Here is a 22564-nt window from a genome sequence, read left to right on the forward strand (position 1 = left end):
GCGGAGGCCGGCAAGGCTGCGGCCTCCGCTGCAATGCGTTATTTCTGAATGCAGGTGTCGACGGTGTCCTTGGTGCATTCGTCGAGACCGGTGAACACCGGGTCTTCGACCGGCTTGCCGGCGATCAGGTCCAGCATTACCGCCGGCGCCTTGTAACCCATCTCGAATGGCCGCTGGCCGACGAGCGCTGTTACGAGGCCCTCGCGCGCGATCGCGACTTCGTCGCCGATGGTGTCGGCGGCGCCGATGACGAACTCGTTCTTGGCGATCTTGTCGGCCATCGGCTTGAAGAGGTCGCGATAAGGCTGCGGTGCACCGAACAACGGCCAGCCGCCCATGATGCCGAAGGCATCGAGGTCGGGGTTGGCCGCAAGGATATCGGTCATGGCCTGGACGCCCTTGGCGCCATCGTCATTGGTGAACACCGGGCAGCCGGCGACTTCGGTCCAGCCGCCTTCACCCTTCAACTCTGCCAGGCCCTTTTGGCCGGTCAGAGTGTCGCGCATCCCCTGGGCCCGGCGCAGAATGTTGTCTGCACCCGGGTTGCCTTCGATCGTGCAGATCTTGCCACCATCGGGTTTGGCCTTCTTGATGTATTCGGCGATCCGCGCGCCCATCAGGTAGTTGTCGGTGCCAAGATAGGTTTTGCGCAGTGCCGAATCTTCTGCGGCAAGATCCGCATCCAGCGTCATAACCGGAATCGACGGATTGGCCGTCTTCAGCGTCTGGGCTATGAGTTTCGCGTTTGACGGCGAGATGGCGATAGCGGCCGTTTCCGCCTTGCCGAGCATATCCTGGACGATCTGCGCCTCGCCAGCCTCGTCCGATGTCGATGCCGGTCCGGTATAGAAGCACTCAAATTCCGAATCCGGGTTTTCCTTGTTCCACTTCTGGCAACCCTGGTTGATCGCTTCGAAGAACGGGTTGTCGAGGCCCTTCACGACGATGACGAGCTGTTTCTTCTGGGCCATGGCCGTTCCGGCGCTGAGTGCCAAGACGGCAACGGCAAGCAATAGTGCCTTCCTCATTCCTTCCTCCCTTGAAACAAACGGGCACCCACGTGCCCGCCACACAAATCAACCCGGGTACCAGACGACGCGCGGATCATCCCCCGAACGCTCGTACTGCCAAGCCGAGTCGATAAGCTTTTCCATGTCATACTCAGGTCGCCAGTTCAGCAGGTACTTCGCCTTGCTGTTGTCCATCCAGTTCGAGTGAAACTGGCTTGCTATGTCGACAGAAGCGAGGCCGCGGGTGCGGGCGAGATAAGCGGCGACCTCGCCATAGTCGACCGGCCTGTCCATTGAGATATTGAAGAGCTGCCGCGTCGCGCGTGGATTGTCGATCGCCGCCAATATGGCGGAGACCAGATCATCGACATGCACGAAATTACGTTTCAGCGGCCGCCCGTCGGCATCGCGCAGCAGCGGCACCGTGCCGTTTTCGGCGTAGCGCTTTGCGTCGGCCTGCGGAACGAGGCTCTTCCACACCGGACCGCCGAAGACGTCATCGCCGAAAGACAGCGTGTACTTGAAGTCGTCCTTCTCCATGATCCAAGGCGCGCGCAGACAGCAGCCGTTGAGGCCGTACTGAATGCCGAACTGCTCCAGCATCACCTCTTCGAGCACCTTCGACAACGCGTAGCACCCGGGATACGCCTGATGCGGCACCTTCTCTGTAATCGGCCCGTCATGGCGGTAGTAGAAATGGCCGATACCGGCGTCGCCGCCGATGAGGATGAACTGGGACGCGGTCGCGCTGGCGCGGAACTCCTCCAGCAGCCAGAAAAGCCCCTTGACCGTGACATCGATGACGTCGTCGGGTGTTTCCTTGCAGGTGGCGAGGTGGACCACATGGGTGATGTCGGTGAGCGCTTCAGACACGACGCGCCGATCGGCGATCGATCCGCGCGCCACCTCGACCCGGTCGGTTTCCGGACACAGACGATTATGACAAAGCGCACGGATGCGCGCCTTGGGAAATCGCGGATCGTCAAGCAGCCCAGCAATGAAGTGCCGCCCGACCTTGCCCGTTGCACCGGTGACAAGGATCAGCATGCTCCTGCTCCCCTTTTCAAAGCTAATATCCGCGAGCTTCGCTCGTCAACGAGTATTTGTAATACAAAATGGATTCTTGCCCGCGTGCGGCGATTGAATCGCAGGACAATCGATTGACGCTGTCGCAAGGTTTTGCGTACATTCGCATAATCGCTCTCTGGGGGAGAAAATCGGAGAAGCGGGATCGCGACGGCTCCGCATCCAGGGTGGAGGGTTTGGAGCGGCCGCAAGCCTAAGGCTATCGGGAGGATAGAAGGCCGTGGCGGTTCTCGAACTCGCCAACATTTCCAAACATTTCGGCGCCATCCAGGCGGTCAGCGACGTTTCGCTTGCGCTGGACGCGGGGCAGGTGGTGGGCCTGATGGGCGACAACGGCGCCGGCAAGTCCACATTGGTGAAGATGATAGCTGGCAACTTTCGGCCAAGCCACGGCACCATGCGCCTCGACGGCGAGGAACTGGTGCTTCATCGACCCGTGGAGGCGCGCAAATACGGGATCGAGATCGTCTACCAGGATCTGGCGCTCTGCAACAACCTGACGGCCGCGGCAAATGTGTTCCTCGGACGCGAACTGCGGCGCGGTCTCGGTCCGCTGCGCATTCTCGACCACAAGAGAATGTACAAGCGTGCCGGCGAAATTTTCAGGGAGCTGAAATCGGAAACGCGACCGCGTGATCTCGTCAAGCAGATGTCAGGCGGTCAGCGGCAGGCGGTGGCAATTGCCCGCACGATGCTCTCCGAGGCAAAGATCGTGCTCATGGACGAACCCACCGCAGCGATCTCGGTCCGTCAGGTGGCGGAAGTCTTGAACCTGATCCGGGAACTGCGCGACCGGGGCATTGCGGTCATCCTGATCAGCCACCGCATGCCCGACGTCTTCGACGTCGCCGACCGTGTCATCGTGATGCGGCGGGGCCGAAAGGTTGCAGACAAGCCGATTGCCGCAAGCTCACCGGAAGAAGTTACCGGACTAATTACCGGCGCGATCGAACAGGTATGATGACACTACAGCGCCGCGAGAGAGACGAAGGTCGACGATGGCAGCAACGCTGGAACGGACCATAGAACACAGGCAGCAAACCTGGCCGGCGGCGTTGCTCGCGAGCCAGACGTTCTGGGTGCTGATTGCGGTGATCTTCGCCTGCATATTCTTGTCTTTCGCTACCGACTCCTTCGCCACAGCGAAGAATCTCTACAACATCACCCGCAACGTGACGTTCGTTGCGATCATCGCTCTCGGAATGACCCTGGTCATCATTACCGGCGGCATCGATCTCTCCGTCGGATCCGTGCTTTGCCTGTGCAGCATGGTGCTGGCGGTCGTCATGCACGCCGGCTACAGCATCGAGGTCGGCATCGCCGCCTCGATCGGCACCGCGCTTCTGATCGGCGCCTTCAACGGGGTCATGATCGCCTATCTCGGGTTTCCACCCTTCGTGATCACGCTCGGCATGCTGTCGATCGCACGCAGCCTGGCGATGGTGGCGTCGAACAACACCGTCGTTTTTCAGTTCGGACCGGATCATGACAAGTTGCTGGCGCTCGGCGGCGGCGCATGGTTCTTCGGCATCGCCAATCCCGTGCTCTACATGGTCGCGCTGGCGCTCCTCACCGGTTTCGTGCTGCGCTGGACCAAGTTCGGCCGCTACGTATTTGCCATCGGCGGCAACGAGCAGGCGGCCACTCTCACGGGCGTTCCGGTCAGAAGGATCAAGGTTGCCGTCTACATGATCTCCGCGCTCGCGGCCGGGGTCGCCGGCATCATTCAGACCGGCTGGCTCGGTGCCGTTACCACCAACATCGGCGCGGGAATGGAACTCCAGGTTATTGCCGCGGCGGTGATCGGCGGCGCTAATCTTGCCGGCGGCGTCGGCACGGCGTCTGGAGCGTTGATCGGCGCGGCGCTCATCGAAGTGATCCGTAACAGCCTTGGACTGCTCGGCATCAACGCCTTTTGGCAGGGCACTTTCATCGGCGGCGCCACAGTACTCGCCGTTCTATTCGACCGGATCCGCAACTTCCGGCAAAGCGAATAAGCATCCGTCTCAGCCCTTCACCAGAATTCGCCGCATCTCCTCGATCGCGGCGTCGAACTGCGGGTCCTTTCCTGCCGCATACGGCAGGCTGAATGGCACCGGAATGTCGGGATCGACGCCTCGCCCTTCGAGCCGCAGTCCCTCGTCGATGACAGCGTCCGAGACTGCCAGTTCGAGCAGGCTGTCGTCAGGCAGCAGATAGGCGCGGCCGGCGAGCAGAGCGCCGGCCGTTCGCGTGCCGACGAGCGGAATTCCGTTCAGTTTCAAGGCGTAGGCGAAGAGTTCTAATCCACTCCTGGCACCCTCGTCGATGATCGCCACCACGGGCCGGCGCCAGCGCACGTTGGCGAGTGTCTCTTTTCCCCCTCGGGAGATCAGCCGAAACGTCGGCGTGTCGCCCACAAAGAGCTCCGCCGCATCGGCCGGCCCGCCGCCCCACCGGCCGCGCAGGTCGACGATCACACCGTCGGCATCCTTGAGGCGCCCGGTGGCAAGCTCGCGGGCGACGATGTCCAGCCCATCTTCCGTCGAAAGCGTCCACAGTCGAAGATAACCGATCCGCCGTCCGTCATGCTCCGTCACTTTTACGCTGCTCTCGATCGCCCGCTCGAATGTCCGTAGCGGCCTCAGTCGCTCGACAGTAGCCTTGACGGCGATCGGTGCAGCGCCCGGCTGACGCCGCAACCGAACTTCGACGCTTCGCCCGACCTTGTCTCGAAAGGATTCGACTTCGCTGTAGGGGGCGCCATCCACCGAGAGGACCTCGTCGCCGACGAGAATTCCCGCGCGGTCGGCAGGCGAGCCGTCATATACATCGGTGACGAACCGCGGGCCATTGCTCTGCGTGACCATGCCGATGCCGGCATAGTTCACTTCCCCATCCGGCGGAAACAATCGCCGCATGTCGTTGCGGACGGCAAAGCGGAATATATCGATGAGCTCGAAATAGTCGATCGTATCGCGTTTGAAGCGGGCGGTATGCGACGCACCGAGGCTGGCGAGAACAGTATCGATTGCCTTGTCGACCTCAACCCGTGAACTCTTGGCGGTTAGCGGCACATCGTCAATCTCCCGGCGCACCGTCGCGACGAACCGGTCGAGCGCCGATGCGTCATGAAAATTGTCGACCGCGAGCGAGACCGCCCGGTCGAAGACCGGCTGTCCCGATCGGGGCGGCTCGAGGGCGAAGGCTCGCGCGGATGTGAAAAATAGCAAAAGTATGAGGGGGATGGAGCCGACCGTCCTTGCGCGCATGGGCCGATTTCCGTTTCTGTTTCGGCTGCTGCATGTTTCCCTAGAACGTCGCCGATTTAGGGATAAAAAACATGCAGTAATTCAACGTGCTACAGTGTCCTTTGCGCGTCCAACAGGACGTGCGGCGCCGTAGTATCGGTGAAACCGAGGCTGGATTGCGACGTCGGCAAACAACATTCCGTGATGTCGTGGCGCTTCCGGTGGTTTGTGAGTGCAGCCGGGAACAACGTCCAGGCGAGCAATGTTCGGTGATTTGTCATGGCTGGAAGACGAACAATGCCCTTATATCTGACTGCACTTGCCTCGCTTTTGCTGACCGCGCTCAGTCTCGGCCCGTCATTTGCCCATGTGCTGGAGGCGCCGCCGCGGCTCATCGTATGGTCGCCTGAACTCTGGCGAGAGGCGACAGTCTTCAACGGTCAGTTCGAACTCTTTGCCCAGATCGGTGGCCCGATCGACATCGCGGCAATATTGGTGGCGGCGTTGCTCACTTATCTGCTCGCGGGTGAGCGCCCCGCCGTCTGGTTTGCCTTGGCGGGCACCTGCCTGTTGGTACTAGGCCTCGGAGCGTGGTTCACACTCGTTGCACCGGTGAACGCCGTGTTGGATCGCTGGACGCCTGGTCCCATCCCGAGCGATTTCGCGTCGATTCGGTTGCAATGGGAAACGGGACATATGGTGGTCGCGGCATTAAAATTCCTGGCCTTCGCTTCGATAGGTGCGGCAGTGCTGGGGCCGCGACTGCCGTGATTGGCTAGAGCGCGACAGCCATCACGAGGAGGATGAAACTGATCAAGCCAAACACCGCCCGTGCGACATGTGAGAATTCCCACTGATCACGCAGATTGGTCCAATCCGGATCGCCGGAATGAGCAGGATCGCGCGCAGCGGCCAGCGAAAAGAAACCGGCGCTGACGCCTCTCAATTCGACATCCTTGAGCCAGAAATTGTTCACGGGATGCGTCAGGGTCCAGTAGATCGCCTGCATGGCCAATAGTCCGATGAAGGCCGAGGCTATCAGCCAGAAAGCCAGTGTGCCGGGAGGCGTCAAGAACAGCAGAACGGCACTGAACAGCAGGCCGAGAGGCTCGGCCGCACCTCCGATGGTGAAGCCGGGATAGTAGATCGGTTGAATGGCGAAATACTGTTCCCTGGCCAATCTGAGCTTGCCGGGCAATTCGAGCGCATGCGCGAGCGCAAGCGCCATGGCAATAGCCACGACGGTGATCGTCAGAACCTGCAAGGCAAGGAACATGGTCGAACCTGTTTCCGCTTCAGGGTCGAACGCTTCACCCCATGTTCAGTTCCCATGCATTCACCGCCGAAAGACTCAAAAATGAGTGTATTCGCCCTTGTCCCGGCGCAGGTGGCCGAAACGGAAGCTGCCCGATGCGGCCGCACGCACCATCATCATCTCGCCGATCGTCTCATGGGTCATGAGACCGACAAGATGGTCCGCACCATCGACCACCGCAACGGCGGGAGAACTTGTCTGCTGCATCAGTTTCAGACTCTCTTCGAGGCGCTTGCGGTAGTGGATACGCGGGATGTCGTGGCGCATCGCGCTGACGACCGGCGTTTCGGCCCCTCTTTCCTTCAGAGTCCGGATCATGTCGTCGCGTGTCAGCAGCCCCTCGAAGCGGCCGGTGGCGTCGACGACGGGGAACTCGCGTTGCGTCGTTGCAAGCAGCATCTCGATCGCCTCGTCGATCGTCGCCGAGCGGTCGAGCCTTGCGAATTCGGTGACCATGACATCGGCGATGAGGACGCTGCCGGACACGGCACGGATATGCGCATTCTGTGCTTCGGCGGTCGCGGCCAGATAGACGAAGATGGCGATGAAGATCAGCAGCGGATTATAGAACAGGCCGATGAAACCGAAAACGAAGGCAAGGCCCTGGCCGATTGCTGCGGCGATCTCCGTCGCCCTTGCCCAGGTGAGCCGCGAAGCGAGGGCTGCGCGCAGAACGCGGCCCCCATCCATCGGAAAGGCCGGAATCATATTGAAAAGCACGAGAAAGACGTTGACCCCGGCAAGCCTTGCGAGAAAGCTCCTTCCGGGATCCTCGACCTCGGCCATCTGCTCCATGCCGACCGAGCCGCCGAGCGCAAGAAAGATGAGCCCGGCGATCACGACATTGACGAGGGGACCGGCTATGGCGATCAGAAACTCCTCGCGAGGTTCCTCGGGCATGCGCTCGAGGCGGGCCACGCCGCCGATCGGCAGCAGCGTGATATCCGGTGTGTTGATTCCGAAATAGCGCGCCGCGGCGATGTGCCCGAACTCGTGCAGCACGACGCAGACGAAGACGGCAATGATGAAGATGATCCCTTCCCAGGCGGCAGGCGCCCCGCCAATGCGGTAATGCATCAGCCATATCCAGACAAGCAGGAGCGCAAAGGTGACATGCAGCCGTATCGCCGTGCCAGCGATTGTTCCAATCCTGAGAGACCAACCCATGCGCGTCTCGCTCCCGCGTCCGGCTGCCGATAGGCAGCGTTCTTCTTCGATAACCTCACGCGTCGACCGAGGTGTCGACGACCCCATGATAGTCGATCACCCCGGCTTCGCCATGGCGAAGTGCCAATTGCGACGGTCAGGCCGTTTTTAAGAATGTTCAATAGGCCCGCGGCGGCACGAACAGACAAATTGTCTTGCTGTGCTCCTCACCCGCGGCGGAGCACCAGTGGTAGTAACCGTCCGGCGAAATGCGCACCCGTCCGTCGGTGTAGGGTAAGACTTCGCCGGTCGCTTTGATGATATAGCCTTGCGGACGTTCGCTTATTGCCGTCTGGGTCACCTGCCGACAATCCATATTTGAACAGCAGGAGTTCGGGTATTTCCATCCGCTAGGGGCGTCATGGGCAAAGGCGGTCGTCGACAACCCGAGAACACCGAGGACAAGGAAAATTCCGCGCATTACGATCTCCTTTCAGGAGGGCGGCCGCCAAACTTCCGACTGGGAGACTGGCCGGAGCCGATATTTGACCTATGCTTCAAACGCCGAAGTTCGGGAAATGATCCCGTTTGCGGCCGTCGGCAGGTTCAAATTCGGGCGACAATCACGCCAGCCGTAGGAGTGTCTGCGGAAAGTCAGCGCCGAGGGACGAGGAACGCATCGCTCTCGCCCTCGACAAGTTCCATGGGCCAGACCTGGTTCTGAGGGGCGTCCGGATATTGATCTTTGAAGGCCGGCATGGCGGAAAGCAGGGTTTCTGCGAGCGCGATGCCGAGATCGCGAAGCGACAGGCGGAAGCAGGTGAGCGGCGGCGAGAGGAAATGCGCGTGCGGGCTGTAGCGCCCGACCACGGCGATGTCGCGCCCTGGCTTGATGCCCGCTTCGGAGAGCGCCTGGTAGAAACCGATCGCGATCGTCTCGTTGATCAGCACGATCGCCGTCGGCGGTTCCTCGAGCGCGAGAAGGTCACGGGCGATCTGGTAGCCGCCCGCTTCGTTCGGCGTCGAGCGGAAGATAAGATCCTCGTCTAAAGTTAGGCCGTGCGCCGCCAGCGCCCGGCGGCAGCGATCGACGAAGATGTAGCCGAGGTTGATGTCGTCGTGCGGTCGCGTGATAGCGATGCGCCGATGCCCGCGGGCAACCAGCCGGTCGATCGATGCCTGCGCCATGCCCTCGAAATCGAGATCGAGCCAGGGCTGGCCTGCATCCGTCAGGCTTCGGCCGAGGGTGACGAAGGGGATGTTGCGTTCGGCCAGGAATTCGATGCGGGGATCGTCTCGCTGGGTCGCCGACAGGATCAGCGCGTCGGCGAAGCCGCGCGCCACGACGCGGCGCAGGTAGTCGTTCGGATCTTCCTCAGACGAGCAGAGCAGGGCGACGAGATCGAGCTTGTGTCTGGCAAAGACCGCCTGAACGCCGTCGAAAACACTCATGAAGAATATATCGCCCTGGCCGGTGATCTCCGTGCCCGTCTGCATCATGAAGCCGATAATATTGGTCGTGCCTTGCCGAAGGCTTCGGCCCGACTGGTTCGGAACGTAACCGAGTTCCGTCGCAGCCTGAAGCACGCGCCTGCGGGTCTCTTCGTTGACGTCAGGCTTGCCGTTGAGCGCCCGCGAGACCGTTCCGATGGAAATATCGAGATGTTGCGCAAGGCGCCGAATTCCCTTCATCCCGAGTGTGATCCTCCTCATTCATCGGTCGGTCTCCGAATCCCTATTGACATGTTTCGGAAACTCCGCATAGTTCCGTAAACGTTTACGGCAGCCAAGACAAGGCGATTTCGTAGACTTGTGGGAGGAGGAACGTGATTTTGCGCGCAGTTCTGTGCGGGTGCGGAGCTATGGCCAAAGGTTGGCTGAAGGCGATCGTCACACACCGCGAACTTCAATCATCGATCCGCATCGTCGGGCTCGTCGACGTGAACGTCGAGGCAGCCCGGGCACTGGCGAAAGAGTTCGATCTCCCGGACGCGATCGTCGGTTCCGATCTCGATGCCGTGTTGAGCGAAACGAAGCCGGATCTGCTCTTCGACATCGTCGTGCCCGCCGCCCGCCACGAGGTGGTTGCTGTCGGGTTGAGGCATGGATGCCACGTGCTCAGCGAGAAACCAATGGCGACCTCGCTCGCCGCCGGCAGGGAGCTTATCCGCCTTGCCGGTGAGGCCGGCAGGATCCACGCCGTCGTCCAGAACCGCCGCTTTATCTCCGGCGTACGCCGTATCCGCCACTTCGTCGAAAGTGGCGCGATCGGCAAACTGACCGCTCTTCATTGCGACTTCTTCATCGGCGCGCATTTCGGCGGCTTCCGTGAAGAGATGGACAACGTTCTGCTCTTGGACATGGCGATCCATACCTTCGATGCGGCGCGCTTCATCGCCGACAAGACGCCGCTCGCGGTCTATTGCCACGAAAGCAATCCGCGCGGCTCCTGGTACGCGCACGGCGCAGCCGCGAACGCCATCTTCGAACTGTCGGACGACGTCACATTCACCTATCGCGGCTCGTGGTGCGCCGAGGGCGCGAACACCAGTTGGGAAAGTCAATGGCGGATCATCGGCACCGAGGGCACATTGCTCTGGGATGGGGCCGAGAGCTTCCAGGCCAACAAGGTCGCCGGCAGCGAAGGCTTTCTGCGCGACCTGCTCGCGATCGAGGTCCCGGATCCGGCCGATCAGGCAGAGACACATGGCCACGCCAGCGTGATCGCAGATTTCGTCGCGGCCATCCGCTCCGGCAAGAAACCGGAAACGGCAAGTGACGACAACATCAACAGCCTTGCCATGGTTTTTGCGGCGATCGAAAGCGCCCGCTCCCGGCAGCGCGTGACAATTTGAGGTATCTGATGAGCAATCCAGCCAAATCCATCCGCATCGGCACCATGGTCAGCGCCACGAAAGGCGAGGCCGCCAAACGCATCGGACAGATTGCCGGCTTGGGCTTCGAAAGTTTCGAGCCTTTCTTCTGGCAGACGACCAACGGGCAGGACCTCGCCGAGCTTGGCAAGCGCTGCAGGGCGGCGATCGGCGATCGCGACATCACCATCTCGACGCTCGGCATGTTCGGCAATCCGTTGGAGGAGACCGACATCGACCTGCAGACGCTGCAGGGCTGGAAAGATTGCATCGACAACGCGCATCACTTCGGCGCGACCTGCGTCGCGGGATTCACCGGCCGCATCCGTAATCGCCCGCTGACCGACAGCCTGCCGCGCTACAGGAAGATCTGGCGCGAGCTCGGCCAGCGCGCTGCGGACAAGGGCGTGAAGATCGCCTTCGAAAACTGCGCCATGGACGGGAACTGGGCGACGGGCGACTGGAACATCGCCCACAATCCTGACGCCTGGGAACTGATGTTCAACGAGACGCCGGACGACCACATCGGCCTCGAATGGGAGCCCTGCCACCAGATGGTCTATCTGATCGACCCTCTGCCGCAGATTCGCAAATGGGCGCACAAGATTTTCCATGTGCATGGCAAGGATGCGACGATCCGCTGGGACGTCATCCGCGAGCACGGCATCTTCGGCAAGGAGAAATTCGTCTTCATGCGCACGCCCGGTTTCGGCGACAGCAATTGGACGGACATCATCTCGGAACTCAGGCTCGCCGGCTGGTTCGGTTCGATCGACATCGAAGGCTGGCACGACCCGGTCTATCGCGATGCGCTTGAAATGACTGGCCAGGTCCACGCGCTCAACCACCTGAAAACGTGCCGGGGCGGCGATTTCGTCATCGATCCGGTCTGAGACATGCCCGACGACCGGCGTGGAGGATGCCGGTCGCGGGACAACCATGAGAGGAGGAGACTATGGGTATTCGCAGATTTGCTATCCTGGGCACGGTCGTCCTTGGCACTTCGCTAGCGGCATTCGCCGCCAGTGCCGAAGATGTGACGATCAGTGTTTGGTCGCTGGACCGAGACATTCAGCCGGCGCCAAACTTGATCAACGATTTCAATAAACTGAACACAGGAATTAAAGTCGAATATCGCCAGATCCAGTTCGACGACGTGGTCAGCGAGGCGATGCGCGCCTATTCGACAGGACAGGCACCCGACATCATTGCGGTCGACAATCCGGAGCACGCGCTTTTTTCGTCGCGCGGCGCTTTCCTCGACCTCACCGACATGATCGCAAAATCGTCGGTCGTCAAAGCCGAGAATTATTTTCCGGGGCCGCTCGCCTCGGTGACCTGGGAAGGAAAATATTACGGGATTCCCAAGGCGACCAATACGATCGCGCTCTACTACAACAAGGACATGTTCAAGGCGAAAGGCCTTGACCCGAACAAACCGCCGCAGACCTGGGATGAACTGGTAGAGGCGGCGCGCAAGCTGACGGACCCGGCCGCGAACGTCTACGGCCTGACCTTCTCGGCCAAGGCGAACGAAGAGGGGACGTTCCAGTTTTTGCCCTGGGCGCAGATGGCCGGCGGCAGCTATGATGCGATCAACTCGGACGGCGCGGTCAAGGCGCTCGATGTCTGGAAGAAGATCATAGACGAGAAGTTGGCGTCTCCGGACACGCTGACGCGAAGCCAATGGGATTCGACCGGCACCTTCAACTCAGGCAATGCCGCGATGGCGATCTCCGGGCCGTGGGAACTGGACCGGATGATCAAGGAAGCCAAATTCGACTGGGGCGTCGCCCTGTTGCCCGTGCCGGAGCCCGGCGCCGAACGCTCCTCGGCCATGGGTGATTTCAACTGGGCGATTTTTGCCAACACCGAGCACCCGGCGGAAGCCTTCAAGGTTCTGGAATATTTCGTCTCGCAGGACAACCGGATGTTCAAGGACTTCGGGCAATTGCCGGCCCGTTCCGACATCTCCATCCCGCCGACTGGCGAACCGTTGAAGGATGCGGCGCTAAAGGTCTTCGTCGAGCAGCTGAAATACGCCAAACCCCGCGGTCCGCATCCGGCTTGGCCAAAAATCTCCAAAGCAATCCAGGACGCGATCCAGGCGGCTTTGACTGGTCAGATGAGTTCCAAGGACGCGCTTGACCAGGCGGCCGAGAAGATCAAGGCGGTTCAGGGTTGAGAAATGCCGCCGCTCGCGCAGCGGCGGTAGGCATTCACCGGCGGATCCGGCATCCGCCCCTCGTTTCCTCCCGGAGGAGGCGATCTTTGGCTTCGGCCGGGATCGCCTCAGGGGAAGGGGATCGCCATGAAGAGAATCCTATCCAGTGTTACGGACGGCAAGGGTTTCGACGTCGGCCTCGTCGTGCTGCCGCTCGCCTTCCTGTTCGTCATGTCCGGCCTGCCGCTCGTCTACAATGTCGTAATGAGCTTCCAGGAGGTCGACATGTTCAGTCTCGGCAGCTTCGCGCGACCCTTCGTCGGTTTCCGTAACTATGTCGACCTGTTCTCCCAGCCTGAAACCCGGCCGATCCTCTTCAACACGGCTCTGTTCGTGGTGGCTTCGATCGCCGGACAATTCGCGATCGGCTTCGGCCTTGCGCTGTTCTTCTGGACCAATTTTCCTGGCGCCTCATGGCTACGCGGGCTCTTCCTCGTCTCCTGGGTGATGCCGGGTCTCGTCGTCGGCGCCATCTGGAACTGGATCCTTTCCGGCGACTTCGGTGTTCTCAATTTCCTCCTGAGGGAAACGGGTGTCATCGACGGCAATATCTTCTGGCGTTCCGATCCTAATTATTCCCTCTGGGCCGTCATCATCGCCAACATCTGGCTCGGCACGTCCTTCAACATGATCCTGCTTTCCGTTGGGCTCTCAGGTATACCGAAGGATCTCTACGAGGCGGCCGAACTCGACGGCGCCAACGCCCCCCAGCGCTTCTGGACGATTACACTGCCGATGATGCGTTCGACGATCGGCGCGATCATCGCACTCGGACTGATCTTCACCCTGCAGCAGTTCGACCTCTTCGCCGCGATCACATCGGGAGGGCCGAACAACACGTCCAACGTCACGCAATATTGGGCCTGGGACCTCTCCTTCCGCCAGTACGATTTTGCCAAGGGCGCGACGATTTCGGTGATCATGATCGTCTTCGTGATGTTCGCCTCGGTCGTCTATGTCCGCTCCACTCGTCATGAGGTCAGAGGATGAGCGAGCAAGTCCGCAACCGCTTGATGCTGGCCGTCGCACTCGTGCTCGCTGCCATCTATCTGTTCCCGCTCTACTGGATGTACATCACCGCGTTGAAGACCGGTTCGGCCATGTTCGCGACGCCACCGAAGTTTTGGCCGAGCGAGCCGCAATGGAGCATCTACGCGGACGTCTGGCAAAGCCGGAACATGGGGCGCTACCTCTGGAACTCGCTGGTCATCGCATTCGGCGCGGTGGCGCTGATCTCGGTGCTCGGCGTCGGCTGCGCCTATGTTCTCGCGCGCTATCGCAATGTCTGGGTCGATATCGGCCTATTCCTTATCCTCATGCTGCAGGTGCTGCCGGCCTCGCTGATGATCACGCCCATCTTCGTCGGCTTCTCGCAGTTCGGGCTTCTCGAGACTCCGCGCTTTGCCGTCATCCTGGCGATCGCGGCCAAGAGCATGCCGTTCTTCGTGGTGCTCGTCCGGGCGACCTTCATGAGCGTGCCGATGGAACTCGAGGAGGCGGCGCTCGTCGACGGCAATTCGCGCATCGGCGCCTTCTTCAACATCGTCCTGCCGCTGGCGCGCAACGGTATTCTGGTAAGCGCAATCCTGATTTTCATGCAGGCCTTCGGCGAGTTCGTCTATTCGAAATCGATGATCCAGGCCGTCGAACTGCAGCCCGCCAGCGTCGGCCTGAATTCTTTCATGGGGCCGAACACCAATGAATGGAACAACATCATGGCTTACGCCACGATCTATGTGACCCCGATTCTGGCAGCCTTCATTCTCTTGCAGCGCCGCATCGTTTCCGGCCTCACTTCGGGAGCCCTCAAATGACCCTTCAGATCGAACTCAACGGCGTCAACAAGTTCTACGGTGCCTTTCACGCGCTGAAGGACATCAATCTCGCGATAGAGGAGGGGACCTTCGTCGCCCTCGTCGGCCCGTCCGGCTGCGGCAAGTCCACTTTGCTGCGTTCGCTCGCGGGTCTTGAGAAGATCTCGACCGGCCAGATGAAGATCGCCGGCGCGCTTATGAATGATGTTCCGCCCCGCAAGCGCGATGTCGCGATGGTCTTCCAGTCCTACGCGCTCTATCCGCATATGACAGTCGAGGAGAACCTGACCTACAGCCTGCGCATCCGCGGCGTGAAGAAGGCCGAGGCGCGCAAGGCGGCGGAAGAAGTGGCGGCAACGACCGGCCTCTCGCATTTGATGAAGCGCTACCCGCGTGAACTCTCGGGCGGCCAGCGCCAACGTGTCGCGATGAGCCGAGCGATCATCCGCCACCCGAAAGCGTTCCTGTTCGACGAGCCGCTCTCCAATCTCGACGCGGCTCTTCGCGTGCACATGCGCAAGGAAATCCGCGCGCTGCATGACCGCCTCAAGGCAACATCCGTCTACGTGACGCACGACCAGATCGAGGCGATGACCATGGCCGACCATGTCGTCGTCATGCGCGACGGCATCATCGAGCAGCAGGGCCGACCGCTCGATCTTTATGACCGCCCCGCCAACAAATTCGTTGCGGGCTTCATAGGCTCGCCCGCGATGAACTTCATATCGGCGACCGTCGCGGAAGATGGTACGCATATCGTCCTCGACTTCGGCAAGACGCAGGCGAAACTCGCACTTGGCAGCCGCCTTGCGTCAGGCACGTCCGTTACTGCAGGTATACGGCCAGAGCACATCAAGGTTGTTGCCGAAGGGCAGGGTGCTTTCGACGTCCCGGTCGGTATCGTCGAGTCGACCGGCTCGGCGACCTACATCACGTCGGCGACCACGCCGGAATTGACGATCGTGGAGACCGGGCGCGGCGGGGCAAGAAGCGGTGAGATCATCGGCCTTGCGATAGACCCGGCGCAATTGCATCTTTTTGACACCGCGACGGGCAAGCGAATTGAATCGGAAAACGGTCGCGTGGGCATCGAGCCGCCGATCCATCTCCATCTTGCGGGTCATGCGAGCTAATACATGTCGCCAAAAAGTGTGCAGCGGTTTTGGTTGGGCGACATGCACGAAAACAAAGACCGAAAGCGCGTTGCATGAGGCCGTTTGAACGCGGCCGCCTTGTCTAAGGAAACTGCATAACCGTTTGTTATTTAATGCATCTAAACGTTTCGAGTTTTTACGATCCGTTCCGGAGAGATGCCTTTCCTTCCGTTAGGTTAAGCATGAGCCGTTCCTGACCCACACGGATCACGTTTTCCATAGCGCTTCGGGCGCCGTCCTCGTCGCGGCGCTGGATCTCCTCGACGATGCGGATATGCGCCATCGCAACGCGGTCGATTTCAGTATCATCGCGGGTTGGGCTCGTGAGTTTGAAGACGCCGATCAAGGCTGCTTCGATCAGGCTTCCCACCGTCCGCATGAAGGGGTTGAGCGAGGCTTCGAGCAGATGGAGGTGGAATTCGAGGTCGGCGTGCGCCAGCGTCTGGGCGCTGTGCCCGGCATCGCCCATGGCGACGGCAAGCCGCATCATCTGGCTGATGTCCGCGTCGGACGCCCGTCGGGCTGCAAGGCTGGCGGCATAGGGCTCGAGGGCCAGTCTCACCTCGCTCAGGTGGTGCAGGAAGTCCTGGTCCACACCGACATTGAAATGCCAGGAGAGGACATCGCCGTCGAACAGGTTCCAATGCGTCCGCGGCATGACGCGCGTTCCGATGCGCGCACGCGGGAAGACAAGCCCCTTCGCCGCAAGCGTCTTCATCGCTTCGCGCAGGACGGTGCGCGAGACATTGAAACGTGCCGCAAGCTCCACGTCGCCTGGCAGTATGTCGCCAACGGCAAATTCGCCGCCGACCACCGCCTGGCCCAGCTCGTCGACGACGAGCTGGTGGCTTGTGCGCTTTCGTGGTCGTTTGGCGAAGGTTTCCGGCGCCATTCACAGGGTCCTCTGCTCACTCAAGCGCGTTGTCGGGCATCGCGCGACAAATGGATGATCCCCTTCTGCAGGAGGATGAAGGCAAAGAGAAGCGCGCCGATCAGGATCTTCGTCCACCAACTGGAGAGCGATCCGTCGAAGGTTATGTAGGTCTGGATGAGGCCCTGGATGAAGAGGCCGACAAGCGTTCCGGCAACGAAGCCCGATCCACCGGTCAGCAGCGTGCCGCCGATGACGACTGCGGTGATCGCATCAAGCTCAACACCGACTGCGGCGAGCGAATAGCCGGCCGACGTGTAAAGCGAGAAGACGATCCCGGAGAGCCCCGCGAGCAGCCCCGAGAAGGCATAGATCTTGACCGTTGTGCTGGCGACCGGCACGCCCATGAGCTTTGCCGTCGCCGTGCCGCCGCCGAGCGCATAGACGTTCGTACCGAACCGGGTCCGGTGAGCAATCAGGATGCCGACGGCGAAGACCAGCAGCATCAGGCCGCCGATGAGGGTGATCCGTCCCCCGCCTGGCAGCTTGTAATAGAGCCCTTTCAATGTTGCGTAGAACGGATGCTTGATCGGGATGGAATCGATCGACAGCACGAAGGCCATGCCGCGCGCGAGGAACATTCCGGCCAGCGTCACGATGAAGGCCGGCATTTCGAGATAATGGATGATCACCCCCATCAGCGCACCGAACAGCGTGGTTATGGCGAGGACCAGCGCGAAGGCGACGAGCGGGTGCATGCTGGTGTGCTCCAGCACCACAGCGAGGAAGACGCCGGTGAAGGCGATGATAGAGCCCACCGAGAGATCGATGCCCCCCGAGAGAATGACGAAGGTCATGCCGACGGCGGCGATGCCGAGGAAGGCATTGTCGGTCAACAGATTGCCGATAACCCGGGTGGAGAGAATGTTCGGATATTGGGCGGCACAGAGCGCATAACTTAAGACGAAGATTAAGATTGTTGCCGTAAGAGGCAGATATTTCTGTTTCATTTCGCCTCCTGCTCGGTCGTTTTGGCTGCTCGCCGCGGGACAGCGAGGAAGGCAAAGGCGGTGCGGAAGCGCGGCGACTGAAGCACCAGAATGAAGACGATGATTGCCGCCTTGATGATGAGGTTGAACTCCGGCGGGAAACCGGAAAGCAGGATGCCAGTGTTGATCGCCTGGATGATGATCGCCCCAAGCACCGACGCGGCGATGCTGAAACGGCCGCCGAGAAGGGAAGTGCCGCCGACGACGACCGCCAGAATGGCGTCAAGCTCCAGCCAGAGCCCGGCATTGTTGGCGTCGGCCCCTCTGATATCGGCAGCAGCGATGATGCCGGCAATCGCGGCGCTGAGGCCGGAGAGCATATAGGCCGCAATCAGAAGTACCGGGGTGAGAACCCCCGACAGCGTGCTTGCCTGCCGGTTGACGCCGATCGCCTCGATCAGCATGCCGAGCGCGCTCTGCCGCACGAGCAGTGCGACGAGGATTCCGAAGACGAGCCACACCACGACAGGCATCGGCAAGCCGGCAAAGGAACCGCTGCCGATGAAGATGAGGCCCGGATCATTGAAGGTGAGGATTGCGCCCTCGGTCACGAGCTGGGCGATGCCTCGCCCGGCGACCATCAGCACAAGCGTCGCAATGATCGGCTGAATGTCGAGGACGGCGACGAGAATGCCGTTCCACACGCCGCAAAGGATGCCGACCGCGATCGTGACAAAGAGCGTCTCGAGGAGCGAATGGCCGGAGGTGATGAAGGACGCGGCAACGGCACCGCAAATCGCCATGACGGCGCCGACGGAAAGGTCGATGCCCTTGGTTGCGATGACGACGGTCATACCGATCGCCAGCAGCACGACTGGAGCGCCCCGATTGAGGATGTCGATCAGGCTGCCGTAGAGGCGGCCGTTCTGAATTTCCAGGTTGAGAAAACCGGGAAAGGTCATTGAAATCGCAATGAGAATAGCGGCAAGTGCAATCAGTTGCGGCAGCAAACGGGCGAGATAGGTCCGGAGGATCGATGTCATGATGCCCTCCGCTCGTTGGCCGCGGCAATCGCCTCGACGATCTGATCGGCGGTAAGGCGCTCTCCTCCGAGTTCGGCGACGTGGGCGCGGTCGCGAAGAACGATGATCCGTGTGCTGTAGGCGACCAGTTCTTCGATCTCCGATGAAATGACGATCAGGGACATGCCTTTCTCACGCAGCGTTTCGATAAGCCTGACGATCTCGGCATGTGCGCCGACATCGATGCCGCGCGTCGGTTCGTCGAGGATCAGGAATTCGGGTTCAGTGGCCAGCCAGCGGGCGAGGATGGCTTTCTGCTGGTTGCCGCCGGAAAGGAGCTTGATCGGCTTTTCCCTATCGGCCGTTCGGATATCCAGGACCCGGATATAAAGGTCGGCCAGCCGGTTCTGCTCGGCGCGCGAGATTGGTCGCGTCCAGCCGCGCCTGGCTTGCAGAGCAAGGACGATGTTTTCGCGCACAGAAAGATCGCCGACGATGCCGGCGGTCTTGCGGTCCTCTGGGCAAAAGCCGAATTTCTGGCGGATGGCGGCGCGAGGCGACGATAGCTCGACACGGCGGCCGTCGATTTCCACGGTGCCACTGTCGGCGCGATGGGCGCCGAAGAGGACTTCCGCCGTTTCCGTACGGCCCGAACCAAGAAGGCCGGCGATACCGACGACCTCTCCCGCCCTGACGTCGAGATCGAAGGGATCGATGCGCCCGCGTCGGCCATAGTTTCTGAACCGGTACCGTGGCTCGCCTTCCGCGGCGTGAGGCTGGACTGCACGGATCTCGGCCGCAAGTTCTCGGCCGATCATCATCGCGATCAGATCGCGGCGGTCGAGGTCGGCCGTGCTGCGGGTTCCGACAAGCCGCCCGTTCCTGAGCACCGTAATGCGGTCAGAAATTTCGTAGACCTGCTCGAGGAAGTGGGTGATGAAGATGATGCCCAGGCCGCGCGCCTTGAGGCGCCTGACGATGCGAAAGAGCATTGCGACCTCATGCGCATCGAGGCTCGCAGTCGGCTCGTCGAGGATCAACACCTTGCCCGAAAGGTCGACGGCGCGGGCGATGGCCACGACCTGCTGGATGGCGACCGAATAGCTTGCCAGCGCACGGGTGACGTCGAGTTCGAGCTCGTATTGCGATAGAAGCTCGTGTGCCTTGCGGTTCATCGCTCGGTTGTCGACCATGCCGAAGCGGCGTGGTTGCCGTCCGAGGAACAGGTTCTCGGCGACGCTGAGGTTCGGCAACAGGTTCACCTCCTGATAGACGGTCCCGATGCCCATTCGCTGGGCGTCGAAGGTGTCGCGCGGGTCAACGTCGACCCCGTCGAGCAGGATGCTGCCGCCATCCCGGCGGTAGGCACCGGTCAGGCATTTGATGAGCGTCGATTTGCCGGCGCCGTTCTCTCCGAGAAGCGCGTGAACCTCGCCTCGCTGGAGATGGAAGTCGACCTTGTCCAAGGCCTTGGTTCCGGGAAAGCCCTTGTCGATCCGGACCGCCGAAAGAATGTTGTCGCTGCTGGCTTGCATGGATACCGTCTCAGGAAGGTCGAGACCGGAGACGACTATGCCGCGCTTTGGGGACATCTGCTCCCGTTTCCGATCGGACCTTCTTTGCAGAAGGGCAGAAGCGGCCCGCACCGGTTCTGCCGGGCGGGCCGCAAGCGAGATCAGTAGCCGAGGCCCTTCTTCTCCTCGTAGACCTTCATCGGATCGTCAGCCTGGGTATAAAGCTTCGATTCCGTCTGGATCCATTTTCCCGGCGCCTTTTTATCCTTCAGGTAGGCGGCAAGCGCGTCGAAGGCGGGACCGGCCATGTTCGGGGTCAGTTCGACCGTGGCGTTGGCTTCGCCGGCGGCCATGGCCTGGAAGATATCCGGAACGGCATCGATCGAGACGACGAGGATGTCCGTACCCGGCTTCAAGCCGGCTTCCTTGATGGCCTGGATCGCGCCGACGGCCATGTCGTCGTTATGGGCGTAGAGCGCGCAGATGTTCTTGCCACCGCCTTCCGCCTTCAGGAAGCTTTCCATGACTTCCTTGCCCTTGGTGCGGGTGAAATCGCCGGTCTGGCTGCGAATAATCTTCAGGTTGTCGTGACCGGAGAGAGCCTGTTCGAAGCCTTTCTTACGGTCGATCGCCGGAGACGAACCGGTCGTGCCCTGAAGCTCGACGACGTTGCAGGGCTTGCCGGCAACCGTGTCGGCAAGCCACTTGCCGGCGACATTGCCTTCGTGAACGAGGTCGGAGGTCACGGCGGTCAAATAGAGATCGTCGGATGCATCCACGGTCCGGTCGAGCAGGATGACAGGAATCTCTGCATCCTTCGCCTCCTGCAGGACTTCGTCCCAGCCGGTTGCGACCACCGGAGCAACCAGGATTGCGTTCACGCCCTGCGCGATGAAGGAGCGGATAGCCTTGATCTGGTTTTCCTGCTTCTGCTGCGCATCGGCGAATTTGAGGTCGATTCCGCGCTGCTCGGCCTGCTGCTTCGTCAGCGTCGTTTCAGCTGCCCGCCAGCCGGATTCCGATCCGATCTGGGAAAAGCCGACGACGAGGTCCGCGGCCGATGCGCTGCCGAAGGTGCAGGCAGCAAGGATCGTTGCACTCGCGAGTGCCTTCGCAAATTTCATGATTTCCTCCCAAAGAAAGCTGCTCTCCATGCAGCTGCCGAGAAAAAATCATATAATATTACTTTTGTAAACTCACGTTTGAGATCATTAAGCGAATTCGCGCCAAATTCATTGGCGGGTCATGTCGCTTCGGTGATGACGTCAGAGCGTCGCTAGCGTGCGGTTCGACAATGTTTCCCCATAGAGTTGCCGAATGCTCTGCTTGTTTTCCAGCGCGATGATGATGTCCTCGCTGAAATCCACGCCATAAAGCGCGGCGATCTCCGGGAGGGCTCCGGGACTGAAGACATTGATCTCCAGTATCTTGTCACCGACGATGTCGAGGCCTACCAAAAACATGCCGTCTTCAATCAGCTTCGGCCGGAGCTTTTCCGCCAGGGCCAGGATTTCCGGCGTGACCGTTGCTGCTTCGGGCGTACCGCTCGCGTGCATGTTCGAGCGCACATCACCCTTGGCAGGCACCCTGCGGAGAGCGGCATGTACACCGTCGCGCTCCAGAGGTCGTCCATTCATGAGAAAAAGGCGGATATCACCGGCGGTCGCTTCGGGCAGGTAGGTCTGGGCGATCAGATACCCTTCGCCGCTGGCAGCTTCAAATATCTGATTGAGGTTGGCTTCTTCCCGGGAGCTGATCTTGAAAACGTTCTTGCCGCCTGATCCCTGCAAAGGCTTTAGGATCACGCCGTCAGGATGCGCATCGATGAAGCCCCGGATTTCCTCGATGCTCCGGGAGATCAGCGTGATGGGGCGAACAACTTCCGGAAAACCTTGCAAATAGAGCTTGTTCTGCGCTCCCGCCAAGCCGGCCGGATCGTTGACGACGATCACGCCACGATCGGCCGCCAAATGGCCAAAATTCACGCCGGCATAGGCTGCCCAAGACCGCCTTTCGGCGTCTTCCGAAGGATCGTTGCGCAGCAAGAGCACGTCGATTTCCTTGATGTCGATCGTCCTGACCTTCGCTCGCTCGTCCTTGAGCGCATTGAGCAACGTCTCCGGCTTCTTTGGTTTCGGGCCATGCAGGGTCGTCGCGCGAACAATCAGGCTGTCGTCGGAACGCAGCACGAAGTCCCCGGGGGCGACGTAGCAAACATCGTGACCGCGGGCGAGTGCCGCGAGTGCAAGCCAGGTCGTCGCGTAATAGGTAGCCTCGCCTTCGATGGAATTGACGAAAAAGGCGATGCGCATGTCC

Annotated in this window: 22 protein-coding genes; 9 read left to right on the top strand and 13 right to left on the bottom strand. The window is 60.8% G+C overall.

Features of this window, described 5'->3' with window-relative positions:
* Positions 1 to 38: 38 nt before the first annotated feature.
* Both QN222_RS09335 and QN222_RS09340 read right to left on the bottom strand, forming a co-directional pair.
* Complete coding sequence (locus QN222_RS09335; RefSeq protein ID WP_283964176.1) at positions 39 to 1028, bottom strand: sugar-binding protein; 990 nt, start codon at positions 1026 to 1028, stop codon at positions 39 to 41.
* Between the two features lie 48 nt (positions 1029 to 1076).
* Positions 1077 to 2057 carry an NAD(P)-dependent oxidoreductase gene (locus QN222_RS09340; RefSeq protein WP_283964175.1) on the bottom strand — a complete coding sequence of 327 codons (981 nt, stop codon included), beginning with the start codon at positions 2055 to 2057 and terminating at the stop codon, positions 1077 to 1079.
* Between the two features lie 259 nt (positions 2058 to 2316).
* Here QN222_RS09340 and QN222_RS09345 point away from each other — a divergent pair, with 259 nt between their 5' ends.
* Both QN222_RS09345 and QN222_RS09350 read left to right on the top strand, forming a co-directional pair.
* A complete protein-coding gene (locus QN222_RS09345) occupies positions 2317 to 3057 on the top strand; it encodes an ATP-binding cassette domain-containing protein (RefSeq protein ID WP_283964174.1) in 741 nt (246 codons plus the stop codon).
* Positions 3058 to 3094: 37 nt separating this feature from the next.
* Positions 3095 to 4093, top strand: a complete 999-nt coding sequence (locus QN222_RS09350) for an ABC transporter permease (RefSeq protein ID WP_283964173.1) — start codon at positions 3095 to 3097, stop codon at positions 4091 to 4093.
* Between the two features lie 9 nt (positions 4094 to 4102).
* Here the strand turns inward: QN222_RS09350 and QN222_RS09355 are convergent, their stop codons facing one another.
* Positions 4103 to 5347, bottom strand: a complete 1245-nt coding sequence (locus tag QN222_RS09355) for a S41 family peptidase (RefSeq protein ID WP_283964172.1) — start codon at positions 5345 to 5347, stop codon at positions 4103 to 4105.
* 276 nt (positions 5348 to 5623) lie between these two features.
* Here QN222_RS09355 and QN222_RS09360 point away from each other — a divergent pair, with 276 nt between their 5' ends.
* Entirely contained in the window at positions 5624 to 6097 is a 474-nt protein-coding gene (locus tag QN222_RS09360; protein WP_283964171.1) for a DUF1772 domain-containing protein, read from the top strand.
* A gap of 4 nt (positions 6098 to 6101) precedes the next feature.
* Here QN222_RS09360 and QN222_RS09365 read toward each other — a convergent pair whose 3' ends face one another.
* The 4 genes from QN222_RS09365 to QN222_RS09380 all read right to left on the bottom strand — a co-directional run bounded on the left by QN222_RS09365 (position 6102) and on the right by QN222_RS09380 (position 9479).
* Positions 6102 to 6602 (bottom strand): DUF1772 domain-containing protein, encoded by a 501-nt coding sequence (locus QN222_RS09365; RefSeq protein WP_283964170.1) that lies wholly within the window; start codon positions 6600 to 6602, stop codon positions 6102 to 6104.
* A gap of 75 nt (positions 6603 to 6677) precedes the next feature.
* Positions 6678 to 7808: a site-2 protease family protein gene (locus QN222_RS09370; protein WP_283964169.1), complete on the bottom strand. Its 1131-nt coding sequence runs from the start codon at positions 7806 to 7808 to the stop codon at positions 6678 to 6680.
* Between the two features lie 157 nt (positions 7809 to 7965).
* Complete coding sequence (locus tag QN222_RS09375; RefSeq protein WP_283964168.1) at positions 7966 to 8268, bottom strand: hypothetical protein; 303 nt, start codon at positions 8266 to 8268, stop codon at positions 7966 to 7968.
* 173 nt (positions 8269 to 8441) lie between these two features.
* The gene (locus tag QN222_RS09380) at positions 8442 to 9479 is read right to left on the bottom strand and encodes a LacI family DNA-binding transcriptional regulator (RefSeq protein ID WP_283964189.1); all 1038 of its coding nucleotides are present in this window, start codon (positions 9477 to 9479) and stop codon (positions 8442 to 8444) included.
* A gap of 134 nt (positions 9480 to 9613) precedes the next feature.
* On the opposite strand from QN222_RS09380, the gene QN222_RS09385 reads away from it, so the two are divergent.
* From QN222_RS09385 to QN222_RS09410, 6 genes are all read left to right on the top strand, one after another.
* The gene (locus tag QN222_RS09385) at positions 9614 to 10642 is read left to right on the top strand and encodes a Gfo/Idh/MocA family oxidoreductase (protein ID WP_283964167.1); all 1029 of its coding nucleotides are present in this window, start codon (positions 9614 to 9616) and stop codon (positions 10640 to 10642) included.
* An 8-nt stretch (positions 10643 to 10650) separates the two neighbouring features.
* Positions 10651 to 11553, top strand: coding sequence for a sugar phosphate isomerase/epimerase (locus tag QN222_RS09390; protein WP_283964166.1), 903 nt, complete (start codon positions 10651 to 10653; stop codon positions 11551 to 11553).
* 62 nt (positions 11554 to 11615) lie between these two features.
* Positions 11616 to 12845, top strand: coding sequence for a sugar ABC transporter substrate-binding protein (locus QN222_RS09395; RefSeq protein ID WP_283964165.1), 1230 nt, complete (start codon positions 11616 to 11618; stop codon positions 12843 to 12845).
* A gap of 126 nt (positions 12846 to 12971) precedes the next feature.
* Positions 12972 to 13874 (top strand): sugar ABC transporter permease, encoded by a 903-nt coding sequence (locus QN222_RS09400; RefSeq protein ID WP_283964164.1) that lies wholly within the window; start codon positions 12972 to 12974, stop codon positions 13872 to 13874.
* A complete protein-coding gene (locus tag QN222_RS09405) occupies positions 13871 to 14698 on the top strand; it encodes a carbohydrate ABC transporter permease (RefSeq protein ID WP_283964163.1) in 828 nt (275 codons plus the stop codon). Before QN222_RS09400 ends, QN222_RS09405 begins: the two co-directional genes overlap by 4 nt.
* Positions 14695 to 15831: an ABC transporter ATP-binding protein gene (locus tag QN222_RS09410; protein ID WP_283964162.1), complete on the top strand. Its 1137-nt coding sequence runs from the start codon at positions 14695 to 14697 to the stop codon at positions 15829 to 15831. The genes QN222_RS09405 and QN222_RS09410 overlap by 4 nt, the downstream gene beginning before the upstream one ends.
* A 157-nt stretch (positions 15832 to 15988) precedes the next feature.
* On the opposite strand, the gene QN222_RS09415 is transcribed toward QN222_RS09410, so the two are convergent.
* The 6 genes from QN222_RS09415 to QN222_RS09440 form a co-directional block, all read right to left on the bottom strand.
* Positions 15989 to 16744 carry a FadR/GntR family transcriptional regulator gene (locus QN222_RS09415; protein WP_283964161.1) on the bottom strand — a complete coding sequence of 252 codons (756 nt, stop codon included), beginning with the start codon at positions 16742 to 16744 and terminating at the stop codon, positions 15989 to 15991.
* A 20-nt stretch (positions 16745 to 16764) separates the two neighbouring features.
* The gene (gene yjfF, locus QN222_RS09420; RefSeq protein ID WP_284005383.1) at positions 16765 to 17733 is read right to left on the bottom strand and encodes a galactofuranose ABC transporter, permease protein YjfF; all 969 of its coding nucleotides are present in this window, start codon (positions 17731 to 17733) and stop codon (positions 16765 to 16767) included.
* The gene (locus QN222_RS09425) at positions 17730 to 18755 is read right to left on the bottom strand and encodes an ABC transporter permease (protein ID WP_283962327.1); all 1026 of its coding nucleotides are present in this window, start codon (positions 18753 to 18755) and stop codon (positions 17730 to 17732) included. The genes yjfF and QN222_RS09425 overlap by 4 nt, the downstream gene beginning before the upstream one ends.
* Positions 18752 to 20269, bottom strand: a complete 1518-nt coding sequence (gene ytfR / locus QN222_RS09430; protein ID WP_283962329.1) for a galactofuranose ABC transporter, ATP-binding protein YtfR — start codon at positions 20267 to 20269, stop codon at positions 18752 to 18754. The genes QN222_RS09425 and ytfR overlap by 4 nt, the downstream gene beginning before the upstream one ends.
* Before the next feature lie 140 nt (positions 20270 to 20409).
* On the bottom strand, positions 20410 to 21372 hold the full coding sequence (gene ytfQ, locus QN222_RS09435; protein WP_283962326.1) for a galactofuranose ABC transporter, galactofuranose-binding protein YtfQ: 963 nt from the start codon (positions 21370 to 21372) through the stop codon (positions 20410 to 20412).
* Positions 21373 to 21513: 141 nt separating this feature from the next.
* A complete protein-coding gene (locus tag QN222_RS09440) occupies positions 21514 to 22560 on the bottom strand; it encodes a glutathione synthase (protein ID WP_283962325.1) in 1047 nt (348 codons plus the stop codon).
* Positions 22561 to 22564 lie beyond the last annotated feature (4 nt).

Source organism: Sinorhizobium sp. 6-70 (genome assembly GCF_030124375.1).
GTDB lineage: Bacteria > Pseudomonadota > Alphaproteobacteria > Rhizobiales > Rhizobiaceae > Sinorhizobium.

Excerpts from the sequence above, each read along its gene's own strand:
- QN222_RS09335 (WP_283964176.1), bottom strand. The coding sequence starts at position 1,028 with ATGAGGAAGGCACTATTGCTTGCCGTTGCCGTCTTGGCACTCAGCGCC.
- QN222_RS09340 (WP_283964175.1), bottom strand. The coding sequence starts at position 2,057 with ATGCTGATCCTTGTCACCGGTGCAACGGGCAAGGTCGGGCGGCACTTC.
- QN222_RS09350 (WP_283964173.1), top strand. The coding sequence starts at position 3,095 with ATGGCAGCAACGCTGGAACGGACCATAGAACACAGGCAGCAAACCTGG.
- QN222_RS09355 (WP_283964172.1), bottom strand. The coding sequence starts at position 5,347 with ATGCGCGCAAGGACGGTCGGCTCCATCCCCCTCATACTTTTGCTATTT.
- QN222_RS09360 (WP_283964171.1), top strand. The coding sequence starts at position 5,624 with ATGCCCTTATATCTGACTGCACTTGCCTCGCTTTTGCTGACCGCGCTC.
- QN222_RS09365 (WP_283964170.1), bottom strand. The coding sequence starts at position 6,602 with ATGTTCCTTGCCTTGCAGGTTCTGACGATCACCGTCGTGGCTATTGCC.
- QN222_RS09370 (WP_283964169.1), bottom strand. The coding sequence starts at position 7,808 with ATGGGTTGGTCTCTCAGGATTGGAACAATCGCTGGCACGGCGATACGG.
- QN222_RS09375 (WP_283964168.1), bottom strand. The coding sequence starts at position 8,268 with ATGCGCGGAATTTTCCTTGTCCTCGGTGTTCTCGGGTTGTCGACGACC.
- QN222_RS09380 (WP_283964189.1), bottom strand. The coding sequence starts at position 9,479 with ATGAAGGGAATTCGGCGCCTTGCGCAACATCTCGATATTTCCATCGGA.
- QN222_RS09390 (WP_283964166.1), top strand. The coding sequence starts at position 10,651 with ATGAGCAATCCAGCCAAATCCATCCGCATCGGCACCATGGTCAGCGCC.
- QN222_RS09395 (WP_283964165.1), top strand. The coding sequence starts at position 11,616 with ATGGGTATTCGCAGATTTGCTATCCTGGGCACGGTCGTCCTTGGCACT.
- QN222_RS09400 (WP_283964164.1), top strand. The coding sequence starts at position 12,972 with ATGAAGAGAATCCTATCCAGTGTTACGGACGGCAAGGGTTTCGACGTC.
- QN222_RS09405 (WP_283964163.1), top strand. The coding sequence starts at position 13,871 with ATGAGCGAGCAAGTCCGCAACCGCTTGATGCTGGCCGTCGCACTCGTG.
- QN222_RS09410 (WP_283964162.1), top strand. The coding sequence starts at position 14,695 with ATGACCCTTCAGATCGAACTCAACGGCGTCAACAAGTTCTACGGTGCC.
- QN222_RS09415 (WP_283964161.1), bottom strand. The coding sequence starts at position 16,744 with ATGGCGCCGGAAACCTTCGCCAAACGACCACGAAAGCGCACAAGCCAC.
- yjfF (WP_284005383.1), bottom strand. The coding sequence starts at position 17,733 with ATGAAACAGAAATATCTGCCTCTTACGGCAACAATCTTAATCTTCGTC.
- QN222_RS09425 (WP_283962327.1), bottom strand. The coding sequence starts at position 18,755 with ATGACATCGATCCTCCGGACCTATCTCGCCCGTTTGCTGCCGCAACTG.
- ytfR (WP_283962329.1), bottom strand. The coding sequence starts at position 20,269 with ATGCAAGCCAGCAGCGACAACATTCTTTCGGCGGTCCGGATCGACAAG.
- ytfQ (WP_283962326.1), bottom strand. The coding sequence starts at position 21,372 with ATGAAATTTGCGAAGGCACTCGCGAGTGCAACGATCCTTGCTGCCTGC.
- QN222_RS09440 (WP_283962325.1), bottom strand. The coding sequence starts at position 22,560 with ATGCGCATCGCCTTTTTCGTCAATTCCATCGAAGGCGAGGCTACCTAT.